Source organism: Caballeronia sp. LjRoot31 (assembly GCF_964253885.1).
GTDB lineage: Bacteria > Pseudomonadota > Gammaproteobacteria > Burkholderiales > Burkholderiaceae > Caballeronia.
The window spans coordinates 1,402,978-1,429,959 of sequence record NZ_CAXURX020000001.1 but is presented as its reverse complement, the minus strand read 5'-3'; the positions used below and the strand labels follow the sequence as shown (position 1 = coordinate 1,429,959).

Sequence of the window (26,982 nt, the reverse complement as noted above, 5' to 3'; positions counted from 1 at the left end):
TGCATTGCCAACAACTGCCTATATATCGCGACTACACGATCTATGACCGAACAGATGCTCTCTTACGATCCAAACGCGCCAGATATAGTGCTGCACGAGCACTGCCAAGCAGTTCAGCACAAATTTCTGACGCAACACGAAAAGGCTTTGATCGATCTAGAGGGCCTCTTTCACTACACCACAGCCGAAGGATTCCAATCTATCCTCAGTGGACGTTCATTTTGGGCGACGCATATCAGTCACCTCAACGATTCGTCCGAACTTGAATACGGCTGCGCTCTATTTGTAGAGCGGCTCAGCGTTCTCGCAAACAAATGGCAAAACGATTTTGTCACCCGCTTCGTCGACCGCACAAAGGAAGAGTTACAGTTTCCGAGCGGCTTGCTCTTCGAGACCTACGTCGTTTGCTTCTGCACAGATGGGAACTTGCTTAGCCAGTGGCGTGGATACGGCAGCGGCGGGGGCGGTTACTCCATTGGGGTTTCACCATGCAAGACGATTGACGCTCAGCTTGGCGCCGACGCCTTTATGCTCGATGAATGCGGCTTGGTGCACCTTCGTCAAGTAATCTATGACCGCCTGGAACAGGTTGAGTGGTTCGACGAATTTCTGGAAGGCATAGCGAAAGTGGTCGCCGAACGCGGCCCGTCTATGCATTGGGAAGAGTTCCGCGAAAATGTGCTGAATTACGCAACTGGACGCGTACAAATGATGCTTGCGGACTTCCTACCTTGCTTCAAGAGTTCCGAGTTTAGTGGGGAACAGGAATATCGTTACATCTACTTTCCCCACAGCCGTCCGATCGCAAACCAAGAATTTCGCATCAGTAAAGGAAATTTTGTCCCATATGTGTCGCTACCCCTTCTTGCGGCTCAGGCAGGGCCACTACGCGTCTCCCGGGTTTACTGTGGGCCAACGCTCAACGCCGAGTTGACGGTGCAGACCGTAGGTCAGTTAATCAGCTCTTTGGGACATGACAACGTGGAAGTTCGTAAATCTGGCATTCCACTGCGGTTTTGAGACGCAATATAGGACTCGCGCCATCGAAACGATTGTCGACGAGCGTCGCAATTTGCCGCCAGCGGGATACTCACCCCTAAGCCAAGGAGAGGACATGAACACTGATTGGCAAAGCTTGCGCAACACTATGTATTCGGCCGATCGGCCACCGGAGTGGCCTGATGGTGTGCGCGCCATATCCATTGATGGGACATCATTCATTGGGGTGCACACGGAAACTGGCGAATTGTATTGGGATGGCAAGAAAGTGGTTACTCAGAAGCCAGTCACCTTGGGGTCATTTGAACGCGCTCTTGCCATCTTGGCAGCAGTAGGCACCTTCGGCGTATTCATTCTCGAATTGGGCCGGTCGGTCGGATGGTGGAAAGGCTGATGCGTAGTGCGGTCGCAGCCGCGGCTTCAACGGCCGCTACTGAATGACGTGAATCGCTGCTGTGGGTCGCGTGCTGCCGATTACAGACGTGTGCGGTTCAGCTCGCGTATGCCCTTTGTATGAGACAGCACGCGGCCATAACGGGACATTCGACAGCCAGCCCTCGATCGTCGACAATCTTCGCTGCTGCATGAACGAAGACAAAGGACCTGACGCCGGTCTGAAACGATGGGACGTTTTCGGCGGCGGAGGGTGGACCGGCCGCGCTTGGTGCGCCCGGCAAATGATGCAGGCGCGCATCGTACGGGAGCGGCTACCATATTGACGCGCGAGTGCTAAAGATTTGCGTATACTTTGCCGAAAACGCAGGCAAGATATTTCTCCGGTTCGATGTTTAGGAGGCTATGTGAGTTGGTGCGACAAATTGGCATCACGGCCCACCGTGGGCTTTACGTTTGACAAGCATTTTCGCCCTAGTGGCGACCTGCTGACCGCGGTGATTCCCGTTTTGGACAAGCTTGCGGGACCGATCACCGACAAGTTCACTTTGTCGAAACAGGACTCCTTTTCTGTTGAATTCATCACAGAAAGCGGGTTCAAATATGCGATAGATTCGTCAAAAGTGGCCGTTGAATTCCAACACCGTTTAAAGATAAAAAATACCAGTGGCGGAATGCCCACGACGGAATTGATCTCGCGACAGGAAGCTTACACAGTTTTACTGCAAGAAGTTGGTAATCGTGCGATTGAAGCGGCCGAGTTATTGACTGGCTCTCAACGTGTCCTAAAACGAGTCGGCGTGGTGTCCGCAACGATCGTAGACGAGTCTGACGCACCGCCGGGGATCATTCGCTGTATCGACTACCTGAAGGGGCCATGGAAAAATGTGCCGCACTATAACTTTCAGATCGTAAGCTCCATCGCGAACACCGAGGATTGGGAAGATCGATGCGTCCACGTCATTTCCAAACCGGAATCCGACGAGGGCTTCGTCAATTTAATGTTTGACTACCAACGCATCTTCAAGACGCAAAAAGACAAGAATTCCATGCGGGCTTCTTTGAGCGGTGTTGAGGAAGCGGCGCTCGAATATCTTGAAGATCTGGCGCAAGGAGATATGTTTAATGCATATGACAATGTCTCAACCTGATACCAACGAAATAGTCTCGGTTGGCTTGGATAGTCCGCAATCTTTTGCAACCGGAACTTCGATATCCCTGCGTGAGGAGGAATCCCGTTTTTCCTTTACGGGATTCAACGTGCAGGCAAGTCCGGAAATGCGGTTGGAAACAAAAGCGTTGGCGCGCTCGATAATAAACAATAATTACGGCGAAGACGAGAGGCAAAGATTACTCGAAGAGAGGCAAAAACTTATAGATAGGAAGCTTTCGGGAACGCTTTCGCAAAGCGATAGAAATCGATATGAGTATGTCCTTTGGACGCTAGATCAAATTGAAGACGCACGCCATGGGGCGGCCCTCGATCGCCTTGAAATGTCAATTGCACGTTACGAATCATTTATGGAAGGAGTAGAACAACTCGCCAAGGACGTTCAACGTGTATCGCTGACGCAGCGAAAAAGATGAGCGAAACATCTAAAAATCCAAGCGGCGTTCCCGCGACGACTGGCTCCTCCTCGTTAATTGTCCGTACACCAGATGTGCCGGCACAAACGGAATATGGAAAATATCGTAGATATTTGCGCTACGATTTCTATTATTCCTGCGCTTATTGCAGGATGACAGAAGCGGAGGCGGAGGCCGTTCGATTCACGATAGATCACTACGAACCAGTAAGTGCCCGGCCCGATCTAGAGGTTACTTATAGCAACCTCATGTATGCGTGCGATGAATGCAACTCGCGGAAAGGGGATAGATATCCGCCGCCGGACGCACGAAGCGATGGATATCGATTTTTCCGCCCGGACACCGATTTATTTGAAGATCACTTCTCGGCGGAAGAAATGACATTAAGTTCTAAATCCAATACAGGTGAATATACAATTCTTACACTTTCCCTTAATCGAAAGTTTCTGAGACGATTAAGGGAGCTTCGCCTTCGACTGAATGCTTGCGACAAATATGTTAGCGAAGGCATTACTGCCTTGCGCAGTTTAAGTATTGATCAACTACATCCACAAATGCGATCACGGGCCGCACGATGGATAAAGGAAGCAGTTGAAGTTAACCAACAGATAATGAACGAAATCGATGATGTTCTGAGAGCAGCGGCGCGATCGGGATTAATCGAAGAACAAGACGAAGATGACTCTCCGCACACCGTGGAACGTCAAAAGGCGATTAAAAAAATAGAAGGATTGTACCCGGGGCGGCAATGGCGCGGTCGGGGGCAGAAATCTAAAAATCAAAAATAAGTTGTGAGAGCGCAATCTCGCTGGTGGAAATCGTCGGTGATAATCTCGATGTGGTTGAGCGATCCGGCATTCGTTTTGCCAACGACTAAAGGTCCGCTTTCGAGCGACCCAGATGTCCCTTGTGGGTCGATTTCCGACGCTCGCACAACCCGCGGCGTTCGAGCGCGTTAGGCCGCCCCCGTCACCATCCGGGCCGCGACTGGTAACATATGCTGATGATGCAGCAGTATCTGCGGCTTTACCCTATTACTTGCTGATACCAACCTACGCTAAAAACCACGCCGACGTTGGCGTGACATCGACATTCCCAACACCATGCGCAATCAATTCGCTGGATACTTTCGATTAACCGAGGCACAGATCGCGGATGTTTGGGCTAAGGCGATCTTTGTGTTTGACACCAATGCGTTGCTCAACCTATATCGATACACGGACGCTACGCGCGAACAACTTTTAGAGCTACTCGGGTCACTTTCGGACCGCGTTTGCATACCGTATCAGGTCGCGCATGAGTTTTTCCTAAATCGCGCCACGGTCATTTCTGAGCAAGTGGCTGCATACACAGAAGTCGTAAAGTTACTCCAAACCACGCACGATCAGTTGAAGTTAGGTTTACAAAGATTTAGCCGCCATTCGCAAATCGACGCAATTCGCTTAATTAAAACGTTCGATTCGACGTTTATGCAGATACGTAAATCCATTAACAAATCGGGTGAAGAACATCCCGACCTTTTGCGTGCGGATGACCCAGTTCTATCGAAATTGGCAGAAATACTGGAGACGCGTATTCGTCCCAAGCCCTCCGCTGCCGACAAGCGAGAGTAGGAAAAATGGGCCAACGATCGGCTCGATAAGCGGATCCCGCCGGGCTTCGCAGATGCCAAAAAAGACGGTGAGAAATCCTTAGGCGATGGTTTGATCTGGAGAGAGATATTGCAGATTGCTGAAGAAACTAAATTGCCTCTGATTTTTGTCACCGACGATGTGAAAGAGGATTGGTGGTTAAGAATTTCGGGCAAGACGGTCGGGCCGCTGCCTGTGCTTCGTCAAGAAATCCATGATATCGCGCAACAAGGATTCCAGATGTACCAAGTTGATCAGTTCATGAAGTATGCAAGCGAGCACTTTGATGCGAAAGTTTCTAACGCTTCCATTAACGAGGCTACCGCCGTTGGATCAAACTTAAACTTGCGCTTGCGAGCGTTAAGAAAGAAGTTAGACGATGCGAAACTTGGACCCGATCCAGACGGACAGACGTTCATGCCCGCAGAGGCCGCAGAAGGTCAGGTTTTGTTTGAAAAGCTCAACATAGTGAATAGGCATATCTCTGAGATCAAACGCGAAATATCCTTTCTGAGGGAGCGAATGGAAGATCGTAATGTTGTTCCGGACCCTACTATAGGAGTTCGGATTCGGGATCTGGAGGAAAGGATGCGCGCTCTTGCGCACGAGCGCGGGTACATCACTCATCGACTTGTTAGATTGCCCCCTCCGAGGGAGGGATGATCGTCCGGACAGAAGGAAGAAAACGCGCTGCCATGGCGCTTGTGGATCCGCAGTATAAAAAAGCCCGCCAAGGCGGGCTTTTTCATTTAAGTCGAGCTATCGCCGCAGCATACACGGCGCTCCGTTCACGCTTTCCAACCGACACCACGGTAACAGTGACGGTGCTATCGGCCACCTGATACACAAGCCGATAGCCAAGTGCGGTAAGCTTAATTTTGTAGCAATCCTGCATCGTACTTAAACGCGCCGACTCGACATGCGGATTTTCCAATCTTTCCGCCAGCTTACGCTTGAACTGCCCGCGCACTGTGTTATCGAGGTTGTCCCACTCTTTTCGGGCGGACGGCAAAAACTTCAGATCATAGGTCTTCAAGTTCCACGCTCACAGCGGTTTCGCCGCTGCGCGCCCTGACGATTTCCGCCAGCTCGATGTCTTCAAGTCTGTCACAAATCGCTTCCCAGTCGGCTGCTGGGATCAGGTACGCGACCGGCTTGTTTCTATTAAGCACCGCGACGGGACCGTCGGCTTGCTCAATTGCAGAAGTCGGATTGACTTTGAGCTCGCTGATCCCGATCGAAGTGCGGGCCAGGATGCTTTCCATATCTATTCACCCGTGAAGGCGTCGCCCTTCGATAAGATGCGGCCGACGCCTATAGCTGTCATGACGATAACGATAACGATAACGATAATTAAGAGCTGTCGGCACGACGCCAATCGCACCAGCAGTACACCAAATATTAGGTCATTTAATAGGTCATGTCAACCGAGTGCGGACCCTGAGGGCCAACCGGCTGGATGAGCAGAATCATCCCAACTGAAAATGATTACCTCCTTGCGTTGCCTCCCGGCCGCCGCCAACCGTGTACTTGAGTCGACCGTTTCGTTATGAAAACCCGACACATCATCCTGTCAGGTGGCGCACTTATGCGCAGCGTCGACCCGTCGACCCTGAAGAAGCGTCCAGTTCCGTTCCGGACTTCTCGCCGCGTCTGTCCGGGCAGCGCTCTGTATTGTGTGACCAAGTGACGAACGCTAGGCGACAGCCTACACCGGGCGGTTACTGTTATTCTCTCGGGCGCATCTGCGCGGCTGTCAGCACTACTACCTCTTGATGCCTTTGGCGGCGCGCCTCATCATCTGCCAAAAGCTCTCCACGATACTTCTCGATCAGCGTAAGCAAGCTTGCCTTTATCTTATGAGCGGCCACTATCTCTGACTCTAGTTGCTCTGCGGACAGCGCGGTGAAGTCGCCACCTTCGCTCCGGAGGGTTGCTGCTATCGCCTCCAGTCTGACACGGTCAGCCGCTATGCTCTGTTCCCACGCCACCATATTGCCCGATCTACCAAGCCCTCTCATAGCCAGCACGCAAGGTCTAGAGTTGGCCGCAGCTTCCATCACGGCTCGAAGAGTAGAAAGCGCTTCGTGCGCGTCGCCTAGTCCCTTCTTAACTTCGAGTCGCAAGTCTAGCTTCTTGATCTGATCGCTTCGCACGTACGCTGCGATACCGACGAATGTGCCGATTAGCCCCGTCAATATTCCTATATAGCCAGCTAGCTCCGCCATCACAGATTCCCCTTTTTGGATTTGGTATCAGTAATGTGGCAGCAATTTCCCGTTTTGCGGCTAAGTACTTGAGGCGTTCTAAGGCGTTCGAGTGATAGTGAAAGGAGAGATGGAAGGGTGGCGCGGCGAGCGGCCTAGCAGGCGTCTTTTCGTACACGTCGCCTCGCGCTCGTTCGACCTACTCCCCGCCGTTGCGGCTAGGCAACCGCTGCATCTTTTCCGGTCAGTAGCGGTTTGGATTCGAAACATCCCGCGACGTGATACTTTCAGTTACATTTACACGATTAAAAACCGCACACGGAGATGGACCTAGCATGGAATATCAGCACTATTCAATTCGAAAAATGCTCGATGCGGTTGTGAGCGGAGAAATTCGAATTCCCGCCTTTCAGCGGGGCTTCGTATGGGAAATGGACCGTGTGGCCTACTTGCTTGACAGCATCTACAAGGGCTATCCGTTTGGTTCCCTGCTTTTTTGGCGCACCAAGCAGCAGTTGACGACAGAACGCAATTTGGGCGAGTTCACATTGCCCGACCCGCAGGTCGACTATCCAATCGACTACGTGCTCGACGGGCAGCAGCGTCTTACGTCGATCTTCACCGTATTCCAGACCGAATTGGTAGCACATGCGAACCCCGATTGGGCAGACATCTATTTCGATCTTGACGCGAATGACAACGCCCAGGACAGTGTTTTCGTAGCGATTTCGGAAGGAGACGAATTCGATAGAAATCGCTACTTCCCAATGAATGTCCTATTTGATTCAGTGAAGTACCGTGCGAGTACAGAGCATCTTAAGCCGGAGCAAATCGCGCTTGTTGACAGGCTCCAAGAGAAGTTCAAAGAGGTTTCGATTCCGGTACAAGTGTTAAAGAGCGAAGATCGATCAATCGTTGCGATTGTCTTCGAAAGAATCAACCACCTCGGAGTTGCTCTCGACACTCTGCAATTGCTATCCGCATGGACGTGGAGCGATGACTTTGATCTCTTGGAGAAATTTAAGGAACTGCGTGAGGAATTGTCCGACTTTGGATTCGCAGGCGTCGGCGACGATGCCGACTTAGTGTTGAGTTGTGTCGCCGGAATTTTAACGCGGGAGCCGGGGCCCGAGAAGCTGCTGGATCTGAATGGTGCCGAAGTGAGGGCGCAGTTCCCAACTGTTGAAAACGGGATTCGCGGAGCAATCGATTTTCTAAGGACCCAACTTAAAGTTGTCCATTTGAAACTGCTTCCGTACCCATCGATGCTAGTCCCATTGGCGGTTTTCTTCGCAGAGCCCGACGGAAAGGAAGTGGTCTATGGGGGCCAGACCTATCAAGCAATCAAGCGTTGGTTTTGGCGCACCTGCTTTTCCGCGCGATACACGAGCCAGACCCGGAAAACCACCATCAACGACATAGAGCAGATGATGCGCCTGAAGACCGGTCATCCAAATACGTTGGATAACATTGATGTTACGGTAAAGCCGGAATTCTTCCAAAGCTCGTTTCGGGTAGGCGCTGCTGCGACGAAAACTTTCGTATTGCTGTTGGCCAATAACGACCCGCGAAGCCTTCTCTCCGGAAAAAACATCGAACTTGACAAAGTACTACAGCGCTATAACCGATCGGAGTTCCATCACATTTACCCGCGCGCGTATCTTCGGGAAATCGGCGTTCCTGACACGGAAATCAACGTGCTCGGGAATTTTTGCTTCCTCAGCGCGGCAGAAAACAAGAATATTGGTCGAAAGCGCCCTTCGGCGTACTTGGGCGATCTTGTTGGCGACGAGAAAGCACGTGCGTTGACGCTTGCGACGGCGTTTTGCCTCGATAATGAATTCAACGACGACTACCATCCTTTCCTCACCGCAAGATGTGCCCGCCTTGCAGAGTTTGCGAACGGATTGATGGTTTGACGTGCCGGCTAGAGCCTAGCGCTACGAGGTGCACCTACGCGCGGATAGCGGCTTTCGGGCCGCTTGAATCCGAACAACACAAAGCCCTAAACCAGCGGTTACTTGAGGGCCTTCAGAATTGCCTCCGGCACCGGCACGCCCCCCCTTCCAGATCATTCATTCTCGACAGGCCAGCGGTTTAGTTCAGGCCGCCATTCGGTACTCGTAATACGGCCGGTTGCGGTCGTCGAGGATGGCGTACTGCGCCGCGAGATTCGCAGGGTCTGGATTGAGCCACGCGTCGATGTGTTCGGGCTTAATGGGGATGATGCAACGGTCGTGGCCGGCAAGAGCTATCTCCTCCGGCGGGTCGTCCGTAATGGCCGCGAACGACAGCAGGTCAGGTTCATCCTTCCCTCGCCAGTGAGACCACAGACACGCAATCAGCATTTCCTGGGGTGGGTTGGGCCTAAACTCCAGGACCACGTTTTCATGTTTCTCCCCCTCAAGCGGAACGCGATTTTCGAGCCGAAATCGACTGACGTTTTCGTAGAATGCGGTCACCAGCATCAGTCCGTGCGTATAACCGAAAAGCCCCTTCCAGAAACCCTCCAGGTTGTCCCGCCGCGCGTTATAGGTTCCGGGGTATTTCACGTCGTAGATCGCGGGCTTACCTGCCGGCCGGCATTGATAGCGCATCGGCTTAATGACGCGCCGGCCGTTCTCCATAACCATGACGGGAGCGTATTGGCCGGGGAAAATCCGGGAGTCGCGCTCCGCTGGTTCCGTTCGTCGCAAGTCATCACGCCGGCGTAGCGTTGCCTCGATCTTGCCAGTGGCAATCCGTTTGCTCTCGATGGCTGCTTTTGTGGTTTTAGCTTGGAGGATGCGATCGGCGTCCGCGAGCCGCGTACGCTGTTTGAACAGTTCCTGTTCGAGCTTCGTCATCTGAGCCGCGTCATATCGCTCAATTAACTCCTCGATGCGGTGCTCCTCTTCTGTTTCCGGATTCATGAAGGGCACATCCATACCCCTTGGGACCTTCGCGCCGCTGCCCTCGACGCGCTCCCAATAGAGCCGTGCGAACTCCCTGATGTCCATGTCGGGACCGAACATCTTCACGTACTTGCGGTAGTCCGCCACGATCTGCGCCGAATAGCACATAGTGCGACCTCTCCTTTGGAATCGTCATCGCATGATGGAACGTTCCGCGCCCTGTTGTCACTCCGAAATCTACCGGACTGCTGGGCGACACCACCAGTTTTGAGCGAACGCGATAGAACCTACCAACTCAACGCCAGTGAGAACGAAGCCGCCGTGCCCCATGTGGGAAAGCCGGCAATCGTACAGTGCGGGCAAGAGTTGGTCCCGGCCGTCACCGGCAGCGCTGGCCCTCGCGACGTCCGAATATCGCCCCAAGACATTCGAGTTCTCGTGGGCTATTAGTACCTCAGCCCGCACGGCCTCAGCAGTCCGGATTTGGGTCTGATCAAGTGCTTTGCCGTGAAAGCGCATGGCGACGATATGTACGAACATTGCGGCAACCACTGTATAAAAACACAGTATATCGCTCCCGCGAGCGGCGATCGGGATTGCATTGTCTGGACGCACTCCGAGCCCATGCATGAAACACGATCTACCAGATTGAACATTAAAAATTAATATTTTTGTAAGACTAATGACAGGTTCGAGCAGGCCGCGCTATTCTCTCGTTTTTTCACGTTACAAGGGGTTTTGATGAAACTGGTAATCGAGCAGGCGGTCTACCCATCAGACATTCGTGCGGGCAATTGCGTGGTGATTGTTGCAGAACACGTCGGGGACTATGGGTACCATGGAGTCGAGCGGTACATACTGCTCAAGGGGAGCAAGGAGGTTGATTGCAAGCGAGGCCAATTCGAAGTTGTGCAGGACGTGGAGGCGCTTTGGCCCGAGGTGATCGCCCAGTCGAGGCATGCTTTGGCGGAGCTGGCAACTGACCACATAGCCAACTGGCCCGGGGCTCACGCTATCCGATTTGAAAGGCTCGAAGAGCCGGCAATGGCGGCACTTTACCGCTGTGGCGGAATCGAGCAAGGCCATCTCAATTCGATTGCGATATTAACCGGAAACGATGAACTGAGAACCATCGTACGTGGGATCAGACGACTGAGCCGATTGACGTGGAGCGACATAGCTCAGGATGAAATTTAATTGTCGACTTAGCGGCATCGGAAGCCCCTCGCCGTCTTCAAGCCAATTCTGCGAGATTCAGGAACGTGCCGCCACGCCCTGGGCTTCACACGCCGCGGAGCGTCGATAAAAGCTACTTCGCAGACGACTGCTGCGGGCTGGGAAATACCCAACCGCAGCGTTTTACGCCCATCCGGTTGTGGTTTGTAACCTGTCGGGCCAAACTCATGCTAATCACGTCGACGTCGACATCTTCTGGATAGATCGGCCTGATCCAGTCGCAGCCGGCATCAACGATTCGGATCTGCGCTATCACCGGCTGCGTTTCGACCGGTGCCGCGACCTGGCGAGGCCCAACCGCGCAACTCGTTACGCACATCGTTGTCAGGCTGGCCAGCAGTATCGTTTTCAACATCCCTTCTCTCCTTGATTGCCTGGGCGCCGGCCTGCGCGGCCGTCGCGTTCGCTTGGGCGGCTGTATCGCGCACCTCGGCGGTTTGCCTCTGGGCGACGGCAACATCCGCCCTCGCCTCCGCTGCCTGTTGATTGGCCTGAGCCACCTTTGCGTCGGACGTTTTCTTCGATACAAACGCGATCACGCCGGCGGCGATCAACGCAACGAAGCCTGTGAGCGCCGGCCAAATGGCTTTGAGAATTGCAGTCATCGCATACCTCTAATGCTTTCACCAACCACTACGCCACTGGCAGCCAGAGCCATCGCTAGCGCCCGGCCCTCCAGACGACGAGCCAGGCCCTTCAAACATCGATCCTGTATCCGCGATTTAGTGAGTTTCATTGAGCTTCTCCCTAAGACTTTGCACTTCACAGCGCAACGACCCGAGCTCCGTGTTCTGCTGTTCAATCAACGCGGCCTGCTGCTTCATGCGCTCCTCCATTGCCGCCATTGCACGCGACACCACGCCGATTTCCCGGATCGTGTCGTTACGTTCCTTGTAGGCATCGTCAGCGCGTTTCTCGGCGAGGGCCGCACGCGCATTGGCCTTGTCAAGCTGCTCGGACAGCGTATTGATCAGATCCTTCTCAGCGGAATCGCGCCGTCGATCGACGCCATCGCGCGACAGCCACTTGCGCAACTGCAGCGCGGTGATCCCGAGCACACCGAGGCCTCCCCCGCCAATCCAACCCCAGATGCCGGCCGACTTCGAGCCGATCTCGTTCAAATCCATCGTGTTGCCCTCGCCGTGTTTTCTGCTCTTATGCGCCCAGCATCGCACGCTGCACCTGCCAGCCGTACTCGAACGATTCCTGCGTTTCCTTGCGCTCGGCCAGCTCGATAAAGAAAGTCGAGCGCAGTGAGCGGACCATGAACCGAAGCACATCGAGCCCGCGTGGCCCGCGCGTGGTCACATAGGCTCTAAGCGCCGCAAAGGTCATCGGCCCCAGGCCACCGTCAGCAGAGATGTCGGGAAACGCTTTGGCCTGGTTGTTCAGGACGTTCAGCGCGCGTTGCATGAATTTCACGCCCGTCGCTGGGCCGCTCGTTACCGCCGTGTCAGCCAGATAAATCGCAAGATCCGGATCGATGGCATGCAGCTGATCGAATTTCGGGCTGAACCAAAAGCGCAGGTTGTAAAGCGTGATTGCTTCGTCATGCGTCATCGTGTCGACGCTTCGCTTAAATCCATAGGCGCTCGCCGTTTTTTGGGTCCAGCCCCAGCGGGTCAATCCGCCGGCGTCGTTCGGATCATTGGTCACCTTGCCGCCACCCTCGCGCACCAACAGATCTTCGAAAATCTTGTCCACGTCGGCCGTCATCACTGATCACCTCGCGGCACCACGCGGATCTGCGTCAGGCGAAAGAGGATCACCAGGAGCGACGAGATTGCCGGAACGACGCTCGCGTCCGCGCTAGGGAAAAAGCGAATGACCCACGGCGCAACCAACGGCCAGTGCTCGATGGCCAATTGCAGAAGTTGCGGCATAGCCAGCCACAAGGCACTGAGGACCAGCGACGCACGTACGCACGACCAGGTCAGCGCCTTGCGCCAATCCTCCACCAACTCGACTTTCAACTTGTTCATATAGTCACGTCCTCGAAAATGAACGCCGCTGCTCAAGCAGCAATAAAAAAACCGCCCGATTGGGCGGCTTGCGCAAAGTTGCTTTGATGCTTTAAAAACTAACCGTATTGCCCTAAGCCTCGCTCAAATTGCGATGTTGCGCCGGGCATAGAACTGCTTGAGGAAGGTGTACAACGTCGTCACTTCCGCGAGCGTCATCCCCCTGCTGTACAGCGCCGCCATCGCCATGTCACAGATCCCCTTGAACTGCTGACCCCAGCTACTGCCGATCCGAAACTTGGCCGATGAGATGTCATCGAGCATGTTCGCGGGCTGAAACCACGAGTTGGACGCGTTACCCGTCAGGTCGTAAAGGATGCGCGTCGCGCCGATCTTGCTCACCACGACACAGCGCCATTGCGTCATATCCGCGATAGTCAATTGACCAAAGCCAGTCTGTGACGCCCCTCCGGGCGTTCCGTCGTAAATGCCGGACATGCCTTCGAGGTGCCCGACTGGCGCAGCGCTCGGAGTCATATCCACATATAGCGACACTCCCACGCAGGGGACGGTGTCATTGAGCCGCGTGCCACCGTAGTTCGAGATAAACATCGGTCGGTGACTGTCGTCGGCGAACGTATCAGTCGAGCGCATCACGGCGATGATCGTGAAATCCCCGGTCTGCGATACGGGGGTTTGCAGGTAGTTCGTCACGCCTTTGAACGATGCATAACGCGGCGACAACACGGGCGAGCCGACAACAACCGAATCAGGCGCACCCACAACGAGATTCTTCCCCAACGGCCCGGCGGCCGATCCGAAGAAGTGCCAGAGCTTGAGCGACGCGTCCGCGATCGGCGGAATGAAACCGATATTCGATGCCTCGAAGCTGGCGCCTGGAGATACAAGAGCAAGAGTCATAAATTTCCTTTAAGCAGTGGTGACGGCGTACTGGCCTGCAACGAGCCAGTTCTGAAGTGGGTATGGACTGTCGAGCAAGTCGCCGACGCGCTCCGTCGCGGCCTGACCGTTGTTATCCGCGTAGTAGTACTTTTCCATCGAGGTAATACCGTCGCTGTCCTGCACGCAGGTGCGACCCCGGCAGTTGGTCTGATCGGCGATGCGCAAGCTCAGCGAACCCGAAGGCGGCCGAGGCAAGGTAAGCAGGATCTGCGTATCGCTCACCACCGTCACTTTGGTCGGCAACATGACGCCCGACGCATCGACGCATGAGAACCCCTTGCCGGCAATATCGGCACGCACCCCGCCGACGAACGGCAGTGCGAGACGAATCGGCGGCTCCGGCACAGTGAAGTCGAGTAGCACCTGCAGCCCTCGCCGCGTCGCGGTACGCAAGCTCAACGGCTGCCAGTCCTCGCCACGCAGCATCCGGTACGCCACTTTTCCGAACATGCAGCCGAACCAGCGAGCGCCGTTCGCCTCGAAATGGCCGTCATCCTTCACAGGCAGCGGGTAATAAGGCGTCGCCAGCCTGACATTGGCGTTCTGCTGACCGAGCTCGGCCTGCGCGGTGCCGATCGAGAGGTTCGTGGAGTCCACCGTATAACCCGCACCGGTCTGGCCGAGCAACGTGAGAAACGGCAGCGACTGTTTGGTGATCGCCGAGAGGTCAGCCTGCAGATTGCGGATCAGCGTCAGAAGTAAATCTTTGTAGGCTGCCTTATCGCGGGTTGCACCTCGCACCCCGCCGTAGTTCCATTCGCCCTGGTTATAGTTCAGGACCACCACACCGCAGGTCTTACCCTGCGCGGTGGCGATGTTCTTCACTTGCGTGACCGCATCGATGACCCGGGCGTACAGGTTGATATCCGCGCCTTTGGACAGCTCCTCTACGCTCTTGCCGTCGACGCCGCAATTGACGACAACGAATTGCGGACCGCTGTCATCGCGCAGGTTCATCTGCCGGGCGGTCATGATCTTGATGAACGACGCCTGCGCCTCGCTGAGCGATTCCCCCATTGCACCGCCAGTCGGATCGAGCGTCGAATAGTCCGTGATGACCTTGCCGCTGTAGTCCTGCACGGAAGCGGCCAGCGGTTTGAGCGTCGAGACGCCACCTACGGGCTGGAAACGCGTGTCGCCGGTCACGCCGATCGGCCGCACCGAATCGCCCAGCATGTAAAGCCCTTGCGCGCGAGGCAATACAGAGATCGCAGGGAAGCTGCGGAACCCATTGGACAGCGACTGGCCGTAGGTGACGATAATGTTGTAGTCGAATACCGGCTTCTGAAAATTGGTATTGATCTGGCTCTTCAGCTTCTGGCTGTACACAAGGTTCTGCGCGTTGCGAGCGTCGATCTCTTCCTGCTGGAACGACGATTCGTCCTCGCGCTTGGCACCGAGCGGACCGGCCGGCGTCAGAATGGAGCCATCGAGACGCACGGCTGTCAGTACAAAGCCCTCGCGGTCGAGCGTCACGTTCACTGGCTCATCGCCGTGAGATGGCGGCCATGCCATTGCCTCGATCCACCGCGCACCCAGCGTGCCCTCAGGCGTCAGGATTGTCCCGTCAAGCATCGCTGCGGTAAGCACAAAACCTTCGGCATCCACGGTGACGTTCACCGGCTCGGCACCATGACAGGATGGCCACGCGAGCGCCTCGAGCGACTTGTCCGCAACGCCGAGCGACTTCGAAGCAATGCCACCGACGAATTTAAGCGGGATGCTGTTGAACGTGCCGTCACGCCCGATCGTTGCGAGCACGTAGCCATCCGAATCAACCAACCGGAATGCGATATCCTGATCGACGCTTGGCGCGACGACAACGGCCGATTGCAGCGTGGCCACTGCCTGCGCTGCCGGATAGGACGCAATCAACGTCGACGGCGTGGCGGCGTTCACGCGCCTGTACTCGTATGCTGCGACCGTGGTGCCATCGCCCTGCACCTTGAACGCCTGCCCGTCGGCCACCGCTGCGCGGCCGATCGGTTCGCTCACGTACACGCCCGATTGAATCAGCGCGGCATCGCGTGCCAATTGAGCCGCCGTCGCACTGCCGGCAGCGCTGGCCGCCGACCCACCAGCCTCGGTTGCTTTCGCCGTTGATATATCAGCCGCAGACGCAGAACGCGCCAGAACGCCGGATGCCAGCTGATTAATCTCGACGTCCTTTTGCGCAATCAGATCAGTCTTCGCCTGGTCAAGCGCCGTGGTCGCGTCCTGCACCACCTTCGCGATGACGGGCGTATCCCCCGCACCCGTCTCGACCGTATCAGTCGGTCCGCCCGAAACGAATTTGCCGATGATCGGCCAGTTATTTGCAATCCCCTCGATCGCTTCTTTTAAGTTATCGATTGCCGCCATATACCCTCAAGAATGTAGTGTTGCATCCAGCTGTGCGGACAGCGGGATAAAGAAGTCGCCATACGTTTCTGCGAGGAAAGCCTCCATGTCGGTCCACTCATCGCCGGGCACGAGTGCAGCGAGCTCGCTCTCGCTAGACGCAGCGCCGAGGTAGCGCAGCAGCCTCACCCGCGTGTCGATTTGCCTGGTGGCCGTGAAGGTCTCGCCGAGTGCGACGTCGGTCACGCGCTTGACGCGCGCAGCGCTTAACTGCCCGACGATCCCGTTGCGGGCGACGCGCACACCGTTCGGACCAAACGCGACCGCAACGGCGGTCACGACGCCCGCCAACGCTGTATCGAGTGCCACGCGGATATCACCGCAGTAGCCGACCACATCGCCGTCGATGACCTTGATGCCGAAAACAAGCGGATCGGACACGAGCTCGATGACCGTGTGCTCGCCCGCGCTGGGGTACTCGAATTCCACGAGCCACACGCCGCTCGCCGCGTTGAACCAGTCGGCGTTCAAAGTGACTTTGGTGTTGTCCGGTGCACGAGGGCTTCCGTCCAGGTTTGCACCCGCTGATTCCAGAAGCAGGCCGCGAGGGTCGAGCGTCGCGGGGTCATAGTCAAAACGCGGCACGTTCGCGGGGACCGACTCCAGGTGTCCCGCCTCATTCACACGCGTCGCAGCACTGCCCCGGCTAAACGCGACCAGGTCAGAAAATGTGCTGTCACTCATCGGATTCCCATCTCAAAATACGGACGTAAAAAAACCCGCACGTGGCGGGCATGGATCTTCGAATTGAAGGTGAGACGATTCGGGAGCACGTCGCCTAAACTGGCTTCTCCGGCCAGACGACGCTCGACGGGAAACCGTCCTGCTGCTCGATTCGATTCAACGCGATCGAATACAGCTTCCAGCTCTTAAGCGATGCGATCTCGGCGTTGGTCGCAACCGATTCGTCCACCGCGTACTGCAACGGCGCGATGCGTCTTGCCGCCTCGGCCATGCGCTCATCGCGGCTTAACTTGGCCTTGGCTTCGAGCTCGCCATCGGCCGGCGGCACGTACTCGCCGATCGGGCCGAAATCTCCCGCCGTGCAGCGCTGGAAGATTTCAATGCCGTGCGCCTCGCTGTCGCCGGGCGATGCGGTGAAAGGCACCGGCGAGAACAGTTCATCGAAAGTCACCGTGCACAGCACCGCAGAGGTGTTTTCATCGGCCCATCTCGGGTCTTTCACTTCCGAATATTTCATTGCGTCTTGATCCTCAAGGAAGCGCTCCCATTAAGCGATGCGGCAAAACAGATGATCGTTGCCCGCTCCGCCCGTGCCGCCGCTCATGCAGCGCCACGTGCCGTTGAGTCCTGGCAGGTTGACGACGTCGCCAATGGCTTGCGGCCGAACGACGACCGTGTACGAACCCACCCCGCCGTAGTCCATCAGCGATCGATTGGCGAACGTTCCGCTCACCCAAACCGTATCGGCCTTTTGCGCCACGGCATTGTTCGTGACGTTCAACGCGTCCTGGCTTGCCTTCGTGGCCAGCGCATTGTTCGTGTTGATCAGATCACTTTGATTGGCCTTCTGGTTCAGACCGTTCTGCACGTCCAGCGCGTTCGCTTTCGTTGCGATGGATTGCAGCAAAGAGTTCGTCACGGAATTCAGAAGGTCATCCATAACGACGTTGCCGAGGTCGGTGTTATCGACCGTGACCTTCAGGCGGCCGCCGGATGACCAGCCGATGTACACCTGACTTGTCGCCTGACCGATGCCGCCGCCCTGCCTGACGAACGGACCGCCCCAGACCATCGACAGGCCGTTCGGCGCGACCACGAGCGCCCGACCGCCGTTACCTGCCAGCAACGGAATGCTCACGCGTGCCGCATCAACGCGAGCGGCGTCCGCCGAATCCTTCGCCGCGTTCCTGTATGCCAACGCATCGGCCGCGCTATTCGCCGAATTGGTCGCATCCCGGTTCGTGCCGGTCTTGATCGAACGCTGCTCGAGGATCCATGCGGCCATCTTGTTGTAAGCGGCAATGGCCTCGCCGGTCAGCGGCAAGAACCACAGTGCATGGCCACCGTTGAGCATGTCGCGATCGGTGCTGCCGTCATCGCTATAGCTATGTCCCGAATCCGGGAACGTTACTGCCGTCATGTGAGCTCCTCGATCTCGAAGGCATTCGTAAAATTATTGAGAAACGACAACTGAATCGGATTGATTTGCCGCATGCGACCGACGAACGAATGGCGGATCAAATTGACCGGATCGTCGCGATCCCACACGAGCATGACCTCCCGGTCTGTGCCGGCGCCGCGCTGCATTTCGAAGACCTTTCCGTAGGCTTCATTCGGGTCCAGAAAATCGAGCCCGAACTTGTGCACCCGCCGGCCTGTCTTTCGATCGAAATACGGCGTACCGTCAAGCGCCCGATCCATCGTGGTGTCAAATTCCCAGCCAAGCGATGGATTCCAGCTCGCGTTGTTGTGCGGCGACCAGCCTTGCGACAGGAACAGCCGGCCGAGCTCGATGTACCCGTCCGGGTTATCCGGATCGTCGAATTCGATGCGCACATAGCGCCCGAAGGCGGGTTCCGCCAGCACCTGCACCAAGAGCCCCGGATACCCCTTGCGATCCTCTTCAGGCAGCCGCCCGTCCCACCAGTTCGGGTCCTCCCAATCGAGCATGGCAGTCGAGTACAAGCGCGGCCACGCATCGCCCCACACACGTCCCTCGACGAAGTACTGCTGCGCCAGAAAGTCCATCAGCACGGCCGGCGTGCGCGGCAACACGGCCGAGTCGTAGACGACATTGGTGAACGCCGCGTCGAGCGCGATGCGCACGCGATATTTTGCGTTCAGCCCCAGGTTGTGCCGCACGATCGCAATGAGCGAGAGGCGTCGCGGCACGACCAGATCGACGTCAAACTGGGTCGAGCTCCGAGCAAGTGACGCCGAGCGCGCAACGCGCGACAGCCGCCGATCCTGCAGGTTGGTGATCGGCACCTGCCACTGGCCGCCCGAGAGCACTGCGGCGTCCGCACGGTTCGGAAAGCCCAGCATGATGTTTGCCATTGATTCCCCTTGCCTTGTTTAGCCCCAGAGGACCAGTGCTGCCCGGCCGTGCGCGAAGCCGGTATTGATGCCGATGACACGCAGCAGCCGGCCACGCAGGCCGAAGCGCGGCGTGTCGAGCGCCACTACCTCGCCCAGATCCACCGTGCCGAGCTCGGTCACCGGAATGTCCACATCAAGCGTCACCCGCCGCACGCTGTACAAAGCAAGACGCCGCTGCGATTCCGCAACGGCGTCCGGTTCATTCACGAGTCCTGTATCGAAGCTCAACTCATCGGCATGCGGCCAAGGCACCTTGATTGCCGGGTTCTCGCTGGTCGATGTTCGAAACTCCAGAGCAAGCCACGCGGTAGTCCGAGCAGCCGCTCCCGCCACGTCGCTTTGCGTGGTGTAGTTGCGTGCATAGTTCACCGCCACGCTCCAGGCCGGCACGCCCGCCGAGCGCATGGTGAGCGCCATCTGTGTGTCACGCCCCCAGACGACAATTGGCACACCGGACGGCGCATCGAGACGCCCCATCCGCAAGCGGCTGAATCGATCAAAGCCGTACCATGCGCCGATCGATCCCGCGACCTCGTCCAGAAGCGTTTGCGGCGTCGCATCGTCGTCGGCCCACACGCCCAACACCGCGCCATTGACCGCGTTCAGCGCGGCGACGTCCGCCATGACGATATCGGCGTCAGGCACACCAGCGTCCCGCGCAATGGCGACCATGACGTCCGCCGCGCGGATCGCAGCGCCCTGAGCGTCGCAGGTGACCGTTCCCGCCGGCGAGCCACCCAGCCGAAAGAGACCCGCGAAGCACCGGAACTGCCCGATCGCAGGCGCGTTCGCTTGCATGTCGTCGGTGCTCGCATAGTCACTGCCCCGCGCGAGTGCGACACCGCTGTCATACACGGCGAGGATCGAACATGCCGCGTCACTCGCCTGATAGATCAGCTTCGACGTGTTGACGCATTTCGGCGAGACGTTGAGCACCAGGCCGTAGACCCGGGGTTTCAACTGATCCTTCAAGCTGTCTTTCGTGCCCTCGATACCAGCCGGCAATGCGTTGTCACCGAGGTACTTCGGACGATTTGAAATCGTCAGATCCGCGAGCCTGTCCTCGATGACGACAGATAGACCCGCGTCCTGCACCGCGATATCCGACAGCGTGCCGGTCATCACCACCGACCACTGCGCGTACGGCACGCCGAGCTCTCCCATCTTGACCACGAAGCGCCGGCCAGAAAACGCATAGTCGGTGGCAAGCGCATCGAGGTGACCGTCCTGATTCACCAGCAGCACGTTGCCGATGGTGACCTTCGTCGCGCCGAACGTGGCCGCGCCGTCGAAAAGCAACCGGTCAAGCGTCGGCGCCGTCTTGATGACCGGCTCGAAATACACGTTCGGTGGCGTGTCGTCAGGCCGCGTCAGAAACCCGGCCTCCGAGAAATACAGCGTCACCACCTGCCCGCTCAGCAGGTGGTACGCATCCGCTTCCATCGCAATGATCATTTCTGACCCGGCCTCCGTTGTTGTTGCAGCAAAGCGGTCTGCTGATCCATCTTTTCGGAATCGCTGCGCGCGGTCATATCGGCGTGTTGCAGTTGCGCCGAAAGTAACTTTGCGATCAATTCCGCCTGCTTCGCGTTTTGCTCCCGCGTTACCTTCAATTCCTTCAGCACCGGATCGTTATCCGCGCGCTGATAACGACTGAAATCCACCGCCGGCGCAGGCATCACGCGGGCGGAGGAAGAGCGCGCATCGAGCTGACGCGCCTCCTGCGCGGTCAACACCCGTTCGTCTTTGTGCAGCTCCGCGACGTAACCATCGAACGGCACGCGGTACAACCCGGATGCATGCGAACCGTTGACGGGGGACCCAGACTTATATGCCTCGATCGCCTGCGCAAGGGTCAACACCGACGTGTTCAGATCCAGAATGCCGGCGACCTGTTGCTTCATGAGATCAAGCTGCTGATCGGCCGAGGAGACGGCCGAATCGACCGACTTCATGACGTCCGCCAGATCCGCCTGATATTGCGCGGAACTGGCGTTGTAAGCCTTCGACGCATTAAGAAAATCCTGCGCCGCCGAGCTCAGTCCGCCCTGCGCCGTTGCATCGCCCGCATTTGCCTTCGCGAGCAGATCCTCATACGTCGCTCGACTCGCCGCGTACTTCGCTTCCGGCGACAGGTCCGACATGTCACCGGCCGCAAGCGACTGGCGAAACGACACCAGCTGATCGCGAAAGGACGTGAGCGCCTGAGACTGACTGTCATAGGCCGCCTTCACAGCAGCCTCACCCGCTCCCGCGACCGCATCGAAGGCGGGCGCAAGTGCGAGCAGCGACACGTAAGCCTTCTGACCCGCATCGGTCGACAGGTCCAGCGACTCGACAAGCGACTTGAACTGGTCACGCGTGTGGATGCCCGCGTAACCCAGGCCGCTCATCTGGTCATTGAGCGCCTTCGCCTGGTCAACCGCCTGCTGCTCGGCGGAGACAAAGTGCTGATAAAAGAACGTCGCGCTCGTGTTGAACGCATCAATGCCACCCGCCAAATTCAGCACCGCGAGTTGCGCGGTCGACGATGCATTTTTCAGGTTATCGAAGTCAGCTCCGAGATTCGTGAACGAATCGAACAGGCTCTTGAGCGACGACAACTGCCCGAGCAATGCGGTGACGTCATCAGCAGACAGCTTCGATGCATCGATACCCTGCAGCACCGACGCGTAAGGCGTATCCAAACCCGCCTTCTGCAGCCCGCTGATCACCGAGCGCTGCAACTGCAGTTGGAAGTCCGCCAGCACGGTCTCGCTATCTTTCACGCCACCGAGATCCTGGCGATCCGGATACCAGTCGTCACCCGTTGTAAAGCCAGCCGAGACGAACGAATTACCCTTCTTCGGGCTGATTTCATAGCTCGCCTTGTATTGCCCAAGGCCATCGACTGACCCACCCAATTGGTCCGCCAGCGACTGGATGCTGGAGTACGTCGATTTGATCTGGTTCTGGACATCGCCGGACGCAGGATCGCCCCCGCTCGGTCCCGCAAATTTCGAGACGTCTTTCCCGTCGCTGGTCGCGTAAGAGCCGCCGTACCGCGTTTCACCTCCACCGATAAACGAGCCAAGCAACGAACCGAGTGCCATGCCCACCACGGCACCTATAGGACCCGCCAGCGAGCCAAGCGAAGCGCCGATGGCCGTGCCGGCAACCGCCGACGATGCGCCTAATGCCAAGCCGCCCACGGCGCCAAGCGATCCGCCCATGCTGCTGTAGCCCTTGTTACCGAAGAGCGCCCCGCCCGCCAGACCGCCGAGCAGCCCCGCCCCGCCGTACCACAGCCCAGCAGAAGCACCGAGACCACTGCCAAGACCAAGCCCACCACTTGATCCGGCTGCCGCGCTAAAGCCGTAGCTATTCGCACCCACCAATCCCGCGCTGTAGGTGCCGGCACCGGCCGCCACGTTACTGCCGATGCCGGCACCCAATCCGCCGAGCGCCGCACCGCCGCTTGCCAGCGCGCTCGATCCCGCACCTGCGATCGCCGACGACCCCAGTGCGGACCCGGCCGAACCGTATCCGCCACCGAACCAGCCGCTCACCGTGTCGTAGAGGTTCGACCCGTTTTTCAGCATGCCAAGCACATCGTTGCCTGACCCACCGCCCGATCCCGCCTGCGCGTTGTTCACGCCCGCAAGATTCGCAATGACGCTGACGACGAACGGCTTTGCGAACTGCCGGTAGATCTCATCAGCCACCGTCGTTTTGAAGGTGTTTTTGAGCGACTCCGTGAAGCTGGACCAGCTCGCACGCCCGTTGGTGAGCATCTGCAGGAAACCGTCATGGAAATCAGTGCCGATCTGATCGACCGTCTTGCGCCACCGATCGATCGCCGGCTTGCCCAGCTGATTCGCGTACCACTGGTCGTATTGCTCGGTCAGCTCCTTTTGCGCCTGCGTGCCCTCGCCCGCATTCGCAATCAGCTCTTGCCACTTCCTCGCATCAATGGCCAGGATGGCATCGGCCCGCTTCTATTCATCAAAGATGCTGTCGGCGGCGAACCGTTCGTTTTCCTCGCGCAGCTTTTGCGCACCGGCGAGTGCCTCGCGTTGCGCCTGGATGCTCGCCACCGTCTTGCCACGCGCGCTCGCCTCAGCAAGCAGGTCCTTTTGCTGTTGTTCGGAAAGCGGGTGACCATCGCGCAACGCTTTAGCGATGGTAGTGCGCGCTTCAGACTCAAACTTCAGCTGCGACGCTATCAGTTTGCGCGCTTCGCCAGTCGTCCCGTACAGCACAAGATCCTGTTCGAGCGCTGCCTGTTCCGACTCCACCGCGCCGGTCCATTTGTCGACCTGCGCGGTGTATGCCTTCAGCGCCTCGCCCTCGCGCGTTCTCGCCTCGATCTGCTTTTCGATCGCCGCAAGTTGCTTTGCATAACCGAGTTGCTCTTTCAACTGCGCATCGCTCACCTTGCCGGTGCGATCCTGCTGCGCCAGGGCGAGCTGCGACTCGATCTGGAACACTTTCTTATCGCCCTCGCTCACCTTGGCCTGCGACATGCCGTACTGATCGATCAGCGAGAGTTGCTGCTGGCGTGCGGCAATATCGGCCTTCAGTGATGCCACTTCGCGGTTGCCGGTCGATTCCGCGTGAGTCGTGCGTGACTTCTCGTCGTACCGCTTATTGATATCTGCGACGAGGTTGTCATAGAGACCTCCGGACACCGTGTAGCCAGCGGCATCGTCGCCTGTGACCTTGACGCCATTGAGCTTGTCGGAATTCGGGTTCGCTTTGAATAGATCAACGAACTCGGCTTTGCGCTTCTTCAGCTCCTCGCCCTTCTGAAATGCCTTATCGTATGAATGCAACGCCTTCTCAAGCGACTCCGCCGCGCGAATCCCAGCCTTCTGATTCACATCTTCCTGCGCCTTCGCAAAGGCTGCAACCGCGCTGCTATCCGCTTCCATCTGGGCCGCGTAGAAGTCTTCGGTATCGGTCCCGCGCCCCTTATTGACGGCGTACGCGTCGTCCTGAAAAACCACCGGAACATTTCCGCTGGATTCGTCGCGCTGCCTCGCTGCGATTTTTGCCATGCGCTTTTCCGGTGTTTCCTCCCGGCCGACATCTTTCAGCGCGTCCCAGCCGTCCTTGATGGCGAGCGAAACCGATCGCCAAGCCGATTGGACCCAGCCAAGCTTTTCCTCTGCCTCATCCGCAAAGTGCTTGTGCAGCAGCGTCAAGTTCGCCATCAACGCGTCTTCGGTCTTGCCCGCGTCTTCAAGCGTTTTGATGCGCTCGTAATCGGCCTCGCTCATGTAGTTGAGCTGGCGGTTATGCTCCGCTGCCCACTTGGTCACGCCCTCCGGCATCTTGGCGTAATCGGCGACGACCTTCTCCAGGCTTTCGCCCGACAACTCCGCGAACTTGACGACGTCTTCGCCGGCAAGCGCGAGCGCCGCACCCGTAAATTCGCCGGTCGACACAAGCGCTTGTAACGCTTCGCGCGCCACGCCCATGCTCTTGCCCGTATCGTCGGCGATCGCACGCGCGAGTTGAGTGACACCGCCCGCCGTGACGCCCGCCGCGCCCCCGGTCAACTTCAATGACTTGGTTAGCTCATCTGATTCGTGCGCGCCCAGCGCAACTGCCACCGCCATGCCCGCCACGGCCGCGCCCGCTACCCCGATCGTCGCACCCAACGGGCTCATGATCACGCCCAAGGCATTGGATTGCTCTGCCATCACCATCAGCGAGCTGCCGAAGTTGGTCCAGCTCCCGGTCGCGGCCTCGTGGGCGAGCACGACCATTTCCCGGCGCGCAGCGTTCGTGCTCAGGCTAAAGCCGTGCATCGCCTTCGCGCCCTTGTCCGCACCGCCTGCGATCTCGCTCAGCGCACTTCGATTGCTTCCGATCTCCGCGAGCGCGGCCTTATAGTCTCGCGACGAAACCGTGCCTGCCTTAAACGCCCGCCGCAGCTCCGCTTCCTGATCGGCCAGGCGGCGCAACTGGACCACCGCCTGGTCCGCCTTGATCCCGGCGAGCGCCTGCTGATACTGCGCCGTGGTCAACTGACCCGACTTATATGCGTCGTCGAGCAACGCCTGGTCGTCGGCGAGCTTGCGTGTCGCCGCACCCAGCGGATCGTATTTCGAGGTCAGCGTGTTGAGCGACTGCAGCCGCTTATCCTCATCCTTTCCGATCGCCGCAAGGGCAGCATCGTATTCCTGCATCGACAGCTTGCCGGTGGCCATCGCGCGGTCCAGCCGGCTGTATTGCTCGCCGAGCGTCGCAAAGCTCGCATTGCCCTGCGCGAGAGTCGTGCGCAGTGCTTGCATTTCGTCGTTCATGAGCATGCTCGCGCGCTGAGCGTCGATCATCTCCTTGTTTTGCGCAGCAATCGTTGCGCTCACCTGCGCACCGGATGCACCCAAAGCGTCGGCACCGCCCGCAGCGTCACGTGAAGCACTGGCTGTTTGAGTAAGCGCCCGTTGCGCCTCCATGGAGCGCGCAACCATCTCTTTTAGCCGAGCGCTCGCCTCAGCCTCGGATTCGCCAAGGCCGACTGCCTCAGCGCCCGTGCGGCTCACCGATGCGCCCACTTCCTTGAGCCGCGCGATCAGCGGTGCGGCTTCGGCCGCCATACCGAGCTGCGCCGCACGGTACTCAGCGATCTCTAGCCTGGACATGCCAATCGTCGCAGCCTGGTCGCGCAAACCGTCGATGAATTTCCGACCTTCGCGATCGAGCATCGTGAGCGACGTGGCCGCCGCTTGCGCGGGCGCGCTGATGCCAGACAGACCGTTGCCGGTTTGCGTGGTCACCTGCCCGAGCTCCTGCATCGAGGCAGTCGCCGACGAGGTGTCGCCGCGAATCTTGATTACCAGGTCCACGAGTGGATTAGCGGCCATACATCACCTATAAAAAAAGCCGCTCACTTGCGAGCGGCTCGTTCGATCTCGACCTGCATCACCCCGTCTTCCATCAACTGGAGCGCGGCGAACGTCTCTGCACGATCTTTGGATTTGACGCCGGTTAGTCGAAACACGGACTCAACCGCTGGATAGTCGAGGCCCAGCCGGATCGGCGGACCCATGCCGCCGGCCACCCACCGCCACTGCCGGGCAAGCGAGAGGAACGTCGCGAGGATCGGCCAGTTTTCCGGCCACACCTCGAACTCGTGGTCCGACTGTCTCGCCACGGCCGCAGCGATTGCGACTTCGGACGTGCCGAATGCGCGCATCGCCTCGATATGCGCCTGGTCGATTGAAAATGGGTTTTCACGCCAGCCGGCCCAGTGCTTCGCGGCGTCAATCAGTTTTTTTGTTTGCCCAGGCGCACGCTGTCCCAATACGCCTCGCGCAACGCGAACCGGGCTTCCGGAATTTCGAACAACGCGGCACGATTTGCCTCATTGAATTCCAGCGGCTCGTTATCGGCATCAATCAGCCCGTCCCAGCCGAGCAGCACGCGGGCCATCAGATCCTCGAACGTCAGGCTCTCCGCGCTCTGTACAAGCTCAGTGATCTCGCTTTGCGACAAGCGCTTGAACATGACGTTAAACGTCGATTTTTCCTTGCGGCCGCTTTCCGTATTCGTTTCGATTTCGACCTTCACCTTGTATTTTTCTGACTGCGCGACCTTGAACACCATGATTCGCTTCCCCAATAAAATAGCCCGCACTCGGGCGGGCCATGGACTACAT

General features: G+C 57.7%; 26 protein-coding genes and 1 pseudogene. 8 read left to right on the top strand and 19 right to left on the bottom strand.

Going from position 1 to position 26,982, the window contains the following annotated elements:
- The first annotated feature begins 42 nt into the window (after positions 1–42).
- The 6 genes and pseudogenes from ACSQ8V_RS06240 to ACSQ8V_RS06215 all read left to right on the top strand — a co-directional run bounded on the left by ACSQ8V_RS06240 (position 43) and on the right by ACSQ8V_RS06215 (position 5,273).
- Positions 43–1,020 (top strand): DUF2971 domain-containing protein, encoded by a 978-nt coding sequence (locus ACSQ8V_RS06240; protein WP_436205220.1) that lies wholly within the window; start codon positions 43–45, stop codon positions 1,018–1,020.
- 94 nt (positions 1,021–1,114) lie between these two features.
- Positions 1,115–1,393, top strand: coding sequence for a hypothetical protein (locus tag ACSQ8V_RS06235; protein ID WP_436205219.1), 279 nt, complete (start codon positions 1,115–1,117; stop codon positions 1,391–1,393).
- Positions 1,394–1,799: 406 nt separating this feature from the next.
- The gene (locus ACSQ8V_RS06230) at positions 1,800–2,543 is read left to right on the top strand and encodes a hypothetical protein (protein WP_436205218.1); all 744 of its coding nucleotides are present in this window, start codon (positions 1,800–1,802) and stop codon (positions 2,541–2,543) included.
- Positions 2,518–2,979 (top strand): hypothetical protein, encoded by a 462-nt coding sequence (locus ACSQ8V_RS06225; protein WP_436205217.1) that lies wholly within the window; start codon positions 2,518–2,520, stop codon positions 2,977–2,979. The genes ACSQ8V_RS06230 and ACSQ8V_RS06225 overlap by 26 nt, the downstream gene beginning before the upstream one ends.
- Positions 2,976–3,767 carry an HNH endonuclease gene (locus ACSQ8V_RS06220; protein ID WP_436205216.1) on the top strand — a complete coding sequence of 264 codons (792 nt, stop codon included), beginning with the start codon at positions 2,976–2,978 and terminating at the stop codon, positions 3,765–3,767. Before ACSQ8V_RS06225 ends, ACSQ8V_RS06220 begins: the two co-directional genes overlap by 4 nt.
- 315 nt (positions 3,768–4,082) lie before the next feature.
- Positions 4,083–5,273 (top strand): annotated as a pseudogene (locus ACSQ8V_RS06215) (PIN domain-containing protein).
- Positions 5,274–5,355: 82 nt separating this feature from the next.
- On the opposite strand, the gene ACSQ8V_RS06210 reads toward ACSQ8V_RS06215, so the two are convergent.
- The 3 genes from ACSQ8V_RS06210 to ACSQ8V_RS06200 all read right to left on the bottom strand — a co-directional run bounded on the left by ACSQ8V_RS06210 (position 5,356) and on the right by ACSQ8V_RS06200 (position 6,838).
- Positions 5,356–5,646, bottom strand: coding sequence for a type II toxin-antitoxin system RelE family toxin (locus ACSQ8V_RS06210; protein ID WP_436205215.1), 291 nt, complete (start codon positions 5,644–5,646; stop codon positions 5,356–5,358).
- Entirely contained in the window at positions 5,633–5,875 is a 243-nt protein-coding gene (locus tag ACSQ8V_RS06205; protein WP_436205214.1) for a type II toxin-antitoxin system Phd/YefM family antitoxin, read from the bottom strand. The genes ACSQ8V_RS06210 and ACSQ8V_RS06205 overlap by 14 nt, the downstream gene beginning before the upstream one ends.
- A 462-nt stretch (positions 5,876–6,337) precedes the next feature.
- Complete coding sequence (locus ACSQ8V_RS06200; RefSeq protein WP_436205213.1) at positions 6,338–6,838, bottom strand: hypothetical protein; 501 nt, start codon at positions 6,836–6,838, stop codon at positions 6,338–6,340.
- A 314-nt stretch (positions 6,839–7,152) separates the two neighbouring features.
- On the opposite strand from ACSQ8V_RS06200, the gene ACSQ8V_RS06195 reads away from it, so the two are divergent.
- Positions 7,153–8,736, top strand: coding sequence for a GmrSD restriction endonuclease domain-containing protein (locus tag ACSQ8V_RS06195; RefSeq protein WP_436205212.1), 1,584 nt, complete (start codon positions 7,153–7,155; stop codon positions 8,734–8,736).
- Positions 8,737–8,919: 183 nt separating this feature from the next.
- Here the strand turns inward: ACSQ8V_RS06195 and ACSQ8V_RS06190 are convergent, their stop codons facing one another.
- Positions 8,920–9,879, bottom strand: coding sequence for an SOS response-associated peptidase family protein (locus ACSQ8V_RS06190; protein ID WP_436205211.1), 960 nt, complete (start codon positions 9,877–9,879; stop codon positions 8,920–8,922).
- A gap of 573 nt (positions 9,880–10,452) precedes the next feature.
- Here ACSQ8V_RS06190 and ACSQ8V_RS06185 point away from each other — a divergent pair.
- Positions 10,453–10,908, top strand: coding sequence for a hypothetical protein (locus ACSQ8V_RS06185; RefSeq protein ID WP_436205210.1), 456 nt, complete (start codon positions 10,453–10,455; stop codon positions 10,906–10,908).
- Positions 10,909–11,177: 269 nt separating this feature from the next.
- On the opposite strand, the gene ACSQ8V_RS06180 is transcribed toward ACSQ8V_RS06185, so the two are convergent.
- From ACSQ8V_RS06180 to ACSQ8V_RS06110, 15 genes are all read right to left on the bottom strand, one after another.
- Positions 11,178–11,552 carry a hypothetical protein gene (locus tag ACSQ8V_RS06180; RefSeq protein ID WP_436205209.1) on the bottom strand — a complete coding sequence of 125 codons (375 nt, stop codon included), beginning with the start codon at positions 11,550–11,552 and terminating at the stop codon, positions 11,178–11,180.
- 117 nt (positions 11,553–11,669) lie between these two features.
- On the bottom strand, positions 11,670–12,074 hold the full coding sequence (locus ACSQ8V_RS06175; RefSeq protein WP_436205208.1) for a hypothetical protein: 405 nt from the start codon (positions 12,072–12,074) through the stop codon (positions 11,670–11,672).
- Positions 12,075–12,102: 28 nt separating this feature from the next.
- Positions 12,103–12,663 carry a glycoside hydrolase family 108 protein gene (locus ACSQ8V_RS06170; protein WP_436205207.1) on the bottom strand — a complete coding sequence of 187 codons (561 nt, stop codon included), beginning with the start codon at positions 12,661–12,663 and terminating at the stop codon, positions 12,103–12,105.
- Positions 12,663–12,929, bottom strand: coding sequence for a hypothetical protein (locus tag ACSQ8V_RS06165; protein WP_436205206.1), 267 nt, complete (start codon positions 12,927–12,929; stop codon positions 12,663–12,665). The genes ACSQ8V_RS06170 and ACSQ8V_RS06165 overlap by 1 nt, the downstream gene beginning before the upstream one ends.
- A 123-nt stretch (positions 12,930–13,052) precedes the next feature.
- On the bottom strand, positions 13,053–13,829 hold the full coding sequence (locus ACSQ8V_RS06160; RefSeq protein WP_436205205.1) for a hypothetical protein: 777 nt from the start codon (positions 13,827–13,829) through the stop codon (positions 13,053–13,055).
- Positions 13,830–13,838: 9 nt separating this feature from the next.
- The gene (locus ACSQ8V_RS06155) at positions 13,839–16,232 is read right to left on the bottom strand and encodes a hypothetical protein (protein ID WP_436205204.1); all 2,394 of its coding nucleotides are present in this window, start codon (positions 16,230–16,232) and stop codon (positions 13,839–13,841) included.
- 6 nt (positions 16,233–16,238) lie between these two features.
- Positions 16,239–16,955, bottom strand: a complete 717-nt coding sequence (locus ACSQ8V_RS06150; RefSeq protein ID WP_436205203.1) for a hypothetical protein — start codon at positions 16,953–16,955, stop codon at positions 16,239–16,241.
- A gap of 94 nt (positions 16,956–17,049) precedes the next feature.
- The gene (locus tag ACSQ8V_RS06145; protein WP_436205202.1) at positions 17,050–17,472 is read right to left on the bottom strand and encodes a tail fiber assembly protein; all 423 of its coding nucleotides are present in this window, start codon (positions 17,470–17,472) and stop codon (positions 17,050–17,052) included.
- Between the two features lie 30 nt (positions 17,473–17,502).
- Positions 17,503–18,375, bottom strand: coding sequence for a hypothetical protein (locus ACSQ8V_RS06140; RefSeq protein ID WP_436205201.1), 873 nt, complete (start codon positions 18,373–18,375; stop codon positions 17,503–17,505).
- The gene (locus ACSQ8V_RS06135; protein ID WP_436205200.1) at positions 18,372–19,292 is read right to left on the bottom strand and encodes a hypothetical protein; all 921 of its coding nucleotides are present in this window, start codon (positions 19,290–19,292) and stop codon (positions 18,372–18,374) included. Before ACSQ8V_RS06135 ends, ACSQ8V_RS06140 begins: the two co-directional genes overlap by 4 nt.
- Before the next feature lie 18 nt (positions 19,293–19,310).
- A complete protein-coding gene (locus tag ACSQ8V_RS06130; protein ID WP_436205199.1) occupies positions 19,311–20,789 on the bottom strand; it encodes a hypothetical protein in 1,479 nt (492 codons plus the stop codon).
- Positions 20,786–23,107: a hypothetical protein gene (locus ACSQ8V_RS06125; RefSeq protein ID WP_436205198.1), complete on the bottom strand. Its 2,322-nt coding sequence runs from the start codon at positions 23,105–23,107 to the stop codon at positions 20,786–20,788. Before ACSQ8V_RS06125 ends, ACSQ8V_RS06130 begins: the two co-directional genes overlap by 4 nt.
- Before the next feature lie 204 nt (positions 23,108–23,311).
- Positions 23,312–26,188, bottom strand: coding sequence for a phage tail length tape measure family protein (locus tag ACSQ8V_RS06120; protein ID WP_436205197.1), 2,877 nt, complete (start codon positions 26,186–26,188; stop codon positions 23,312–23,314).
- 23 nt (positions 26,189–26,211) lie between these two features.
- A complete protein-coding gene (locus ACSQ8V_RS06115) occupies positions 26,212–26,628 on the bottom strand; it encodes a DUF1799 domain-containing protein (protein WP_436205196.1) in 417 nt (138 codons plus the stop codon).
- Positions 26,592–26,930 (bottom strand): hypothetical protein, encoded by a 339-nt coding sequence (locus ACSQ8V_RS06110; protein WP_436205195.1) that lies wholly within the window; start codon positions 26,928–26,930, stop codon positions 26,592–26,594. Before ACSQ8V_RS06110 ends, ACSQ8V_RS06115 begins: the two co-directional genes overlap by 37 nt.
- Between the last annotated feature and the right edge of the window lie 52 nt (positions 26,931–26,982).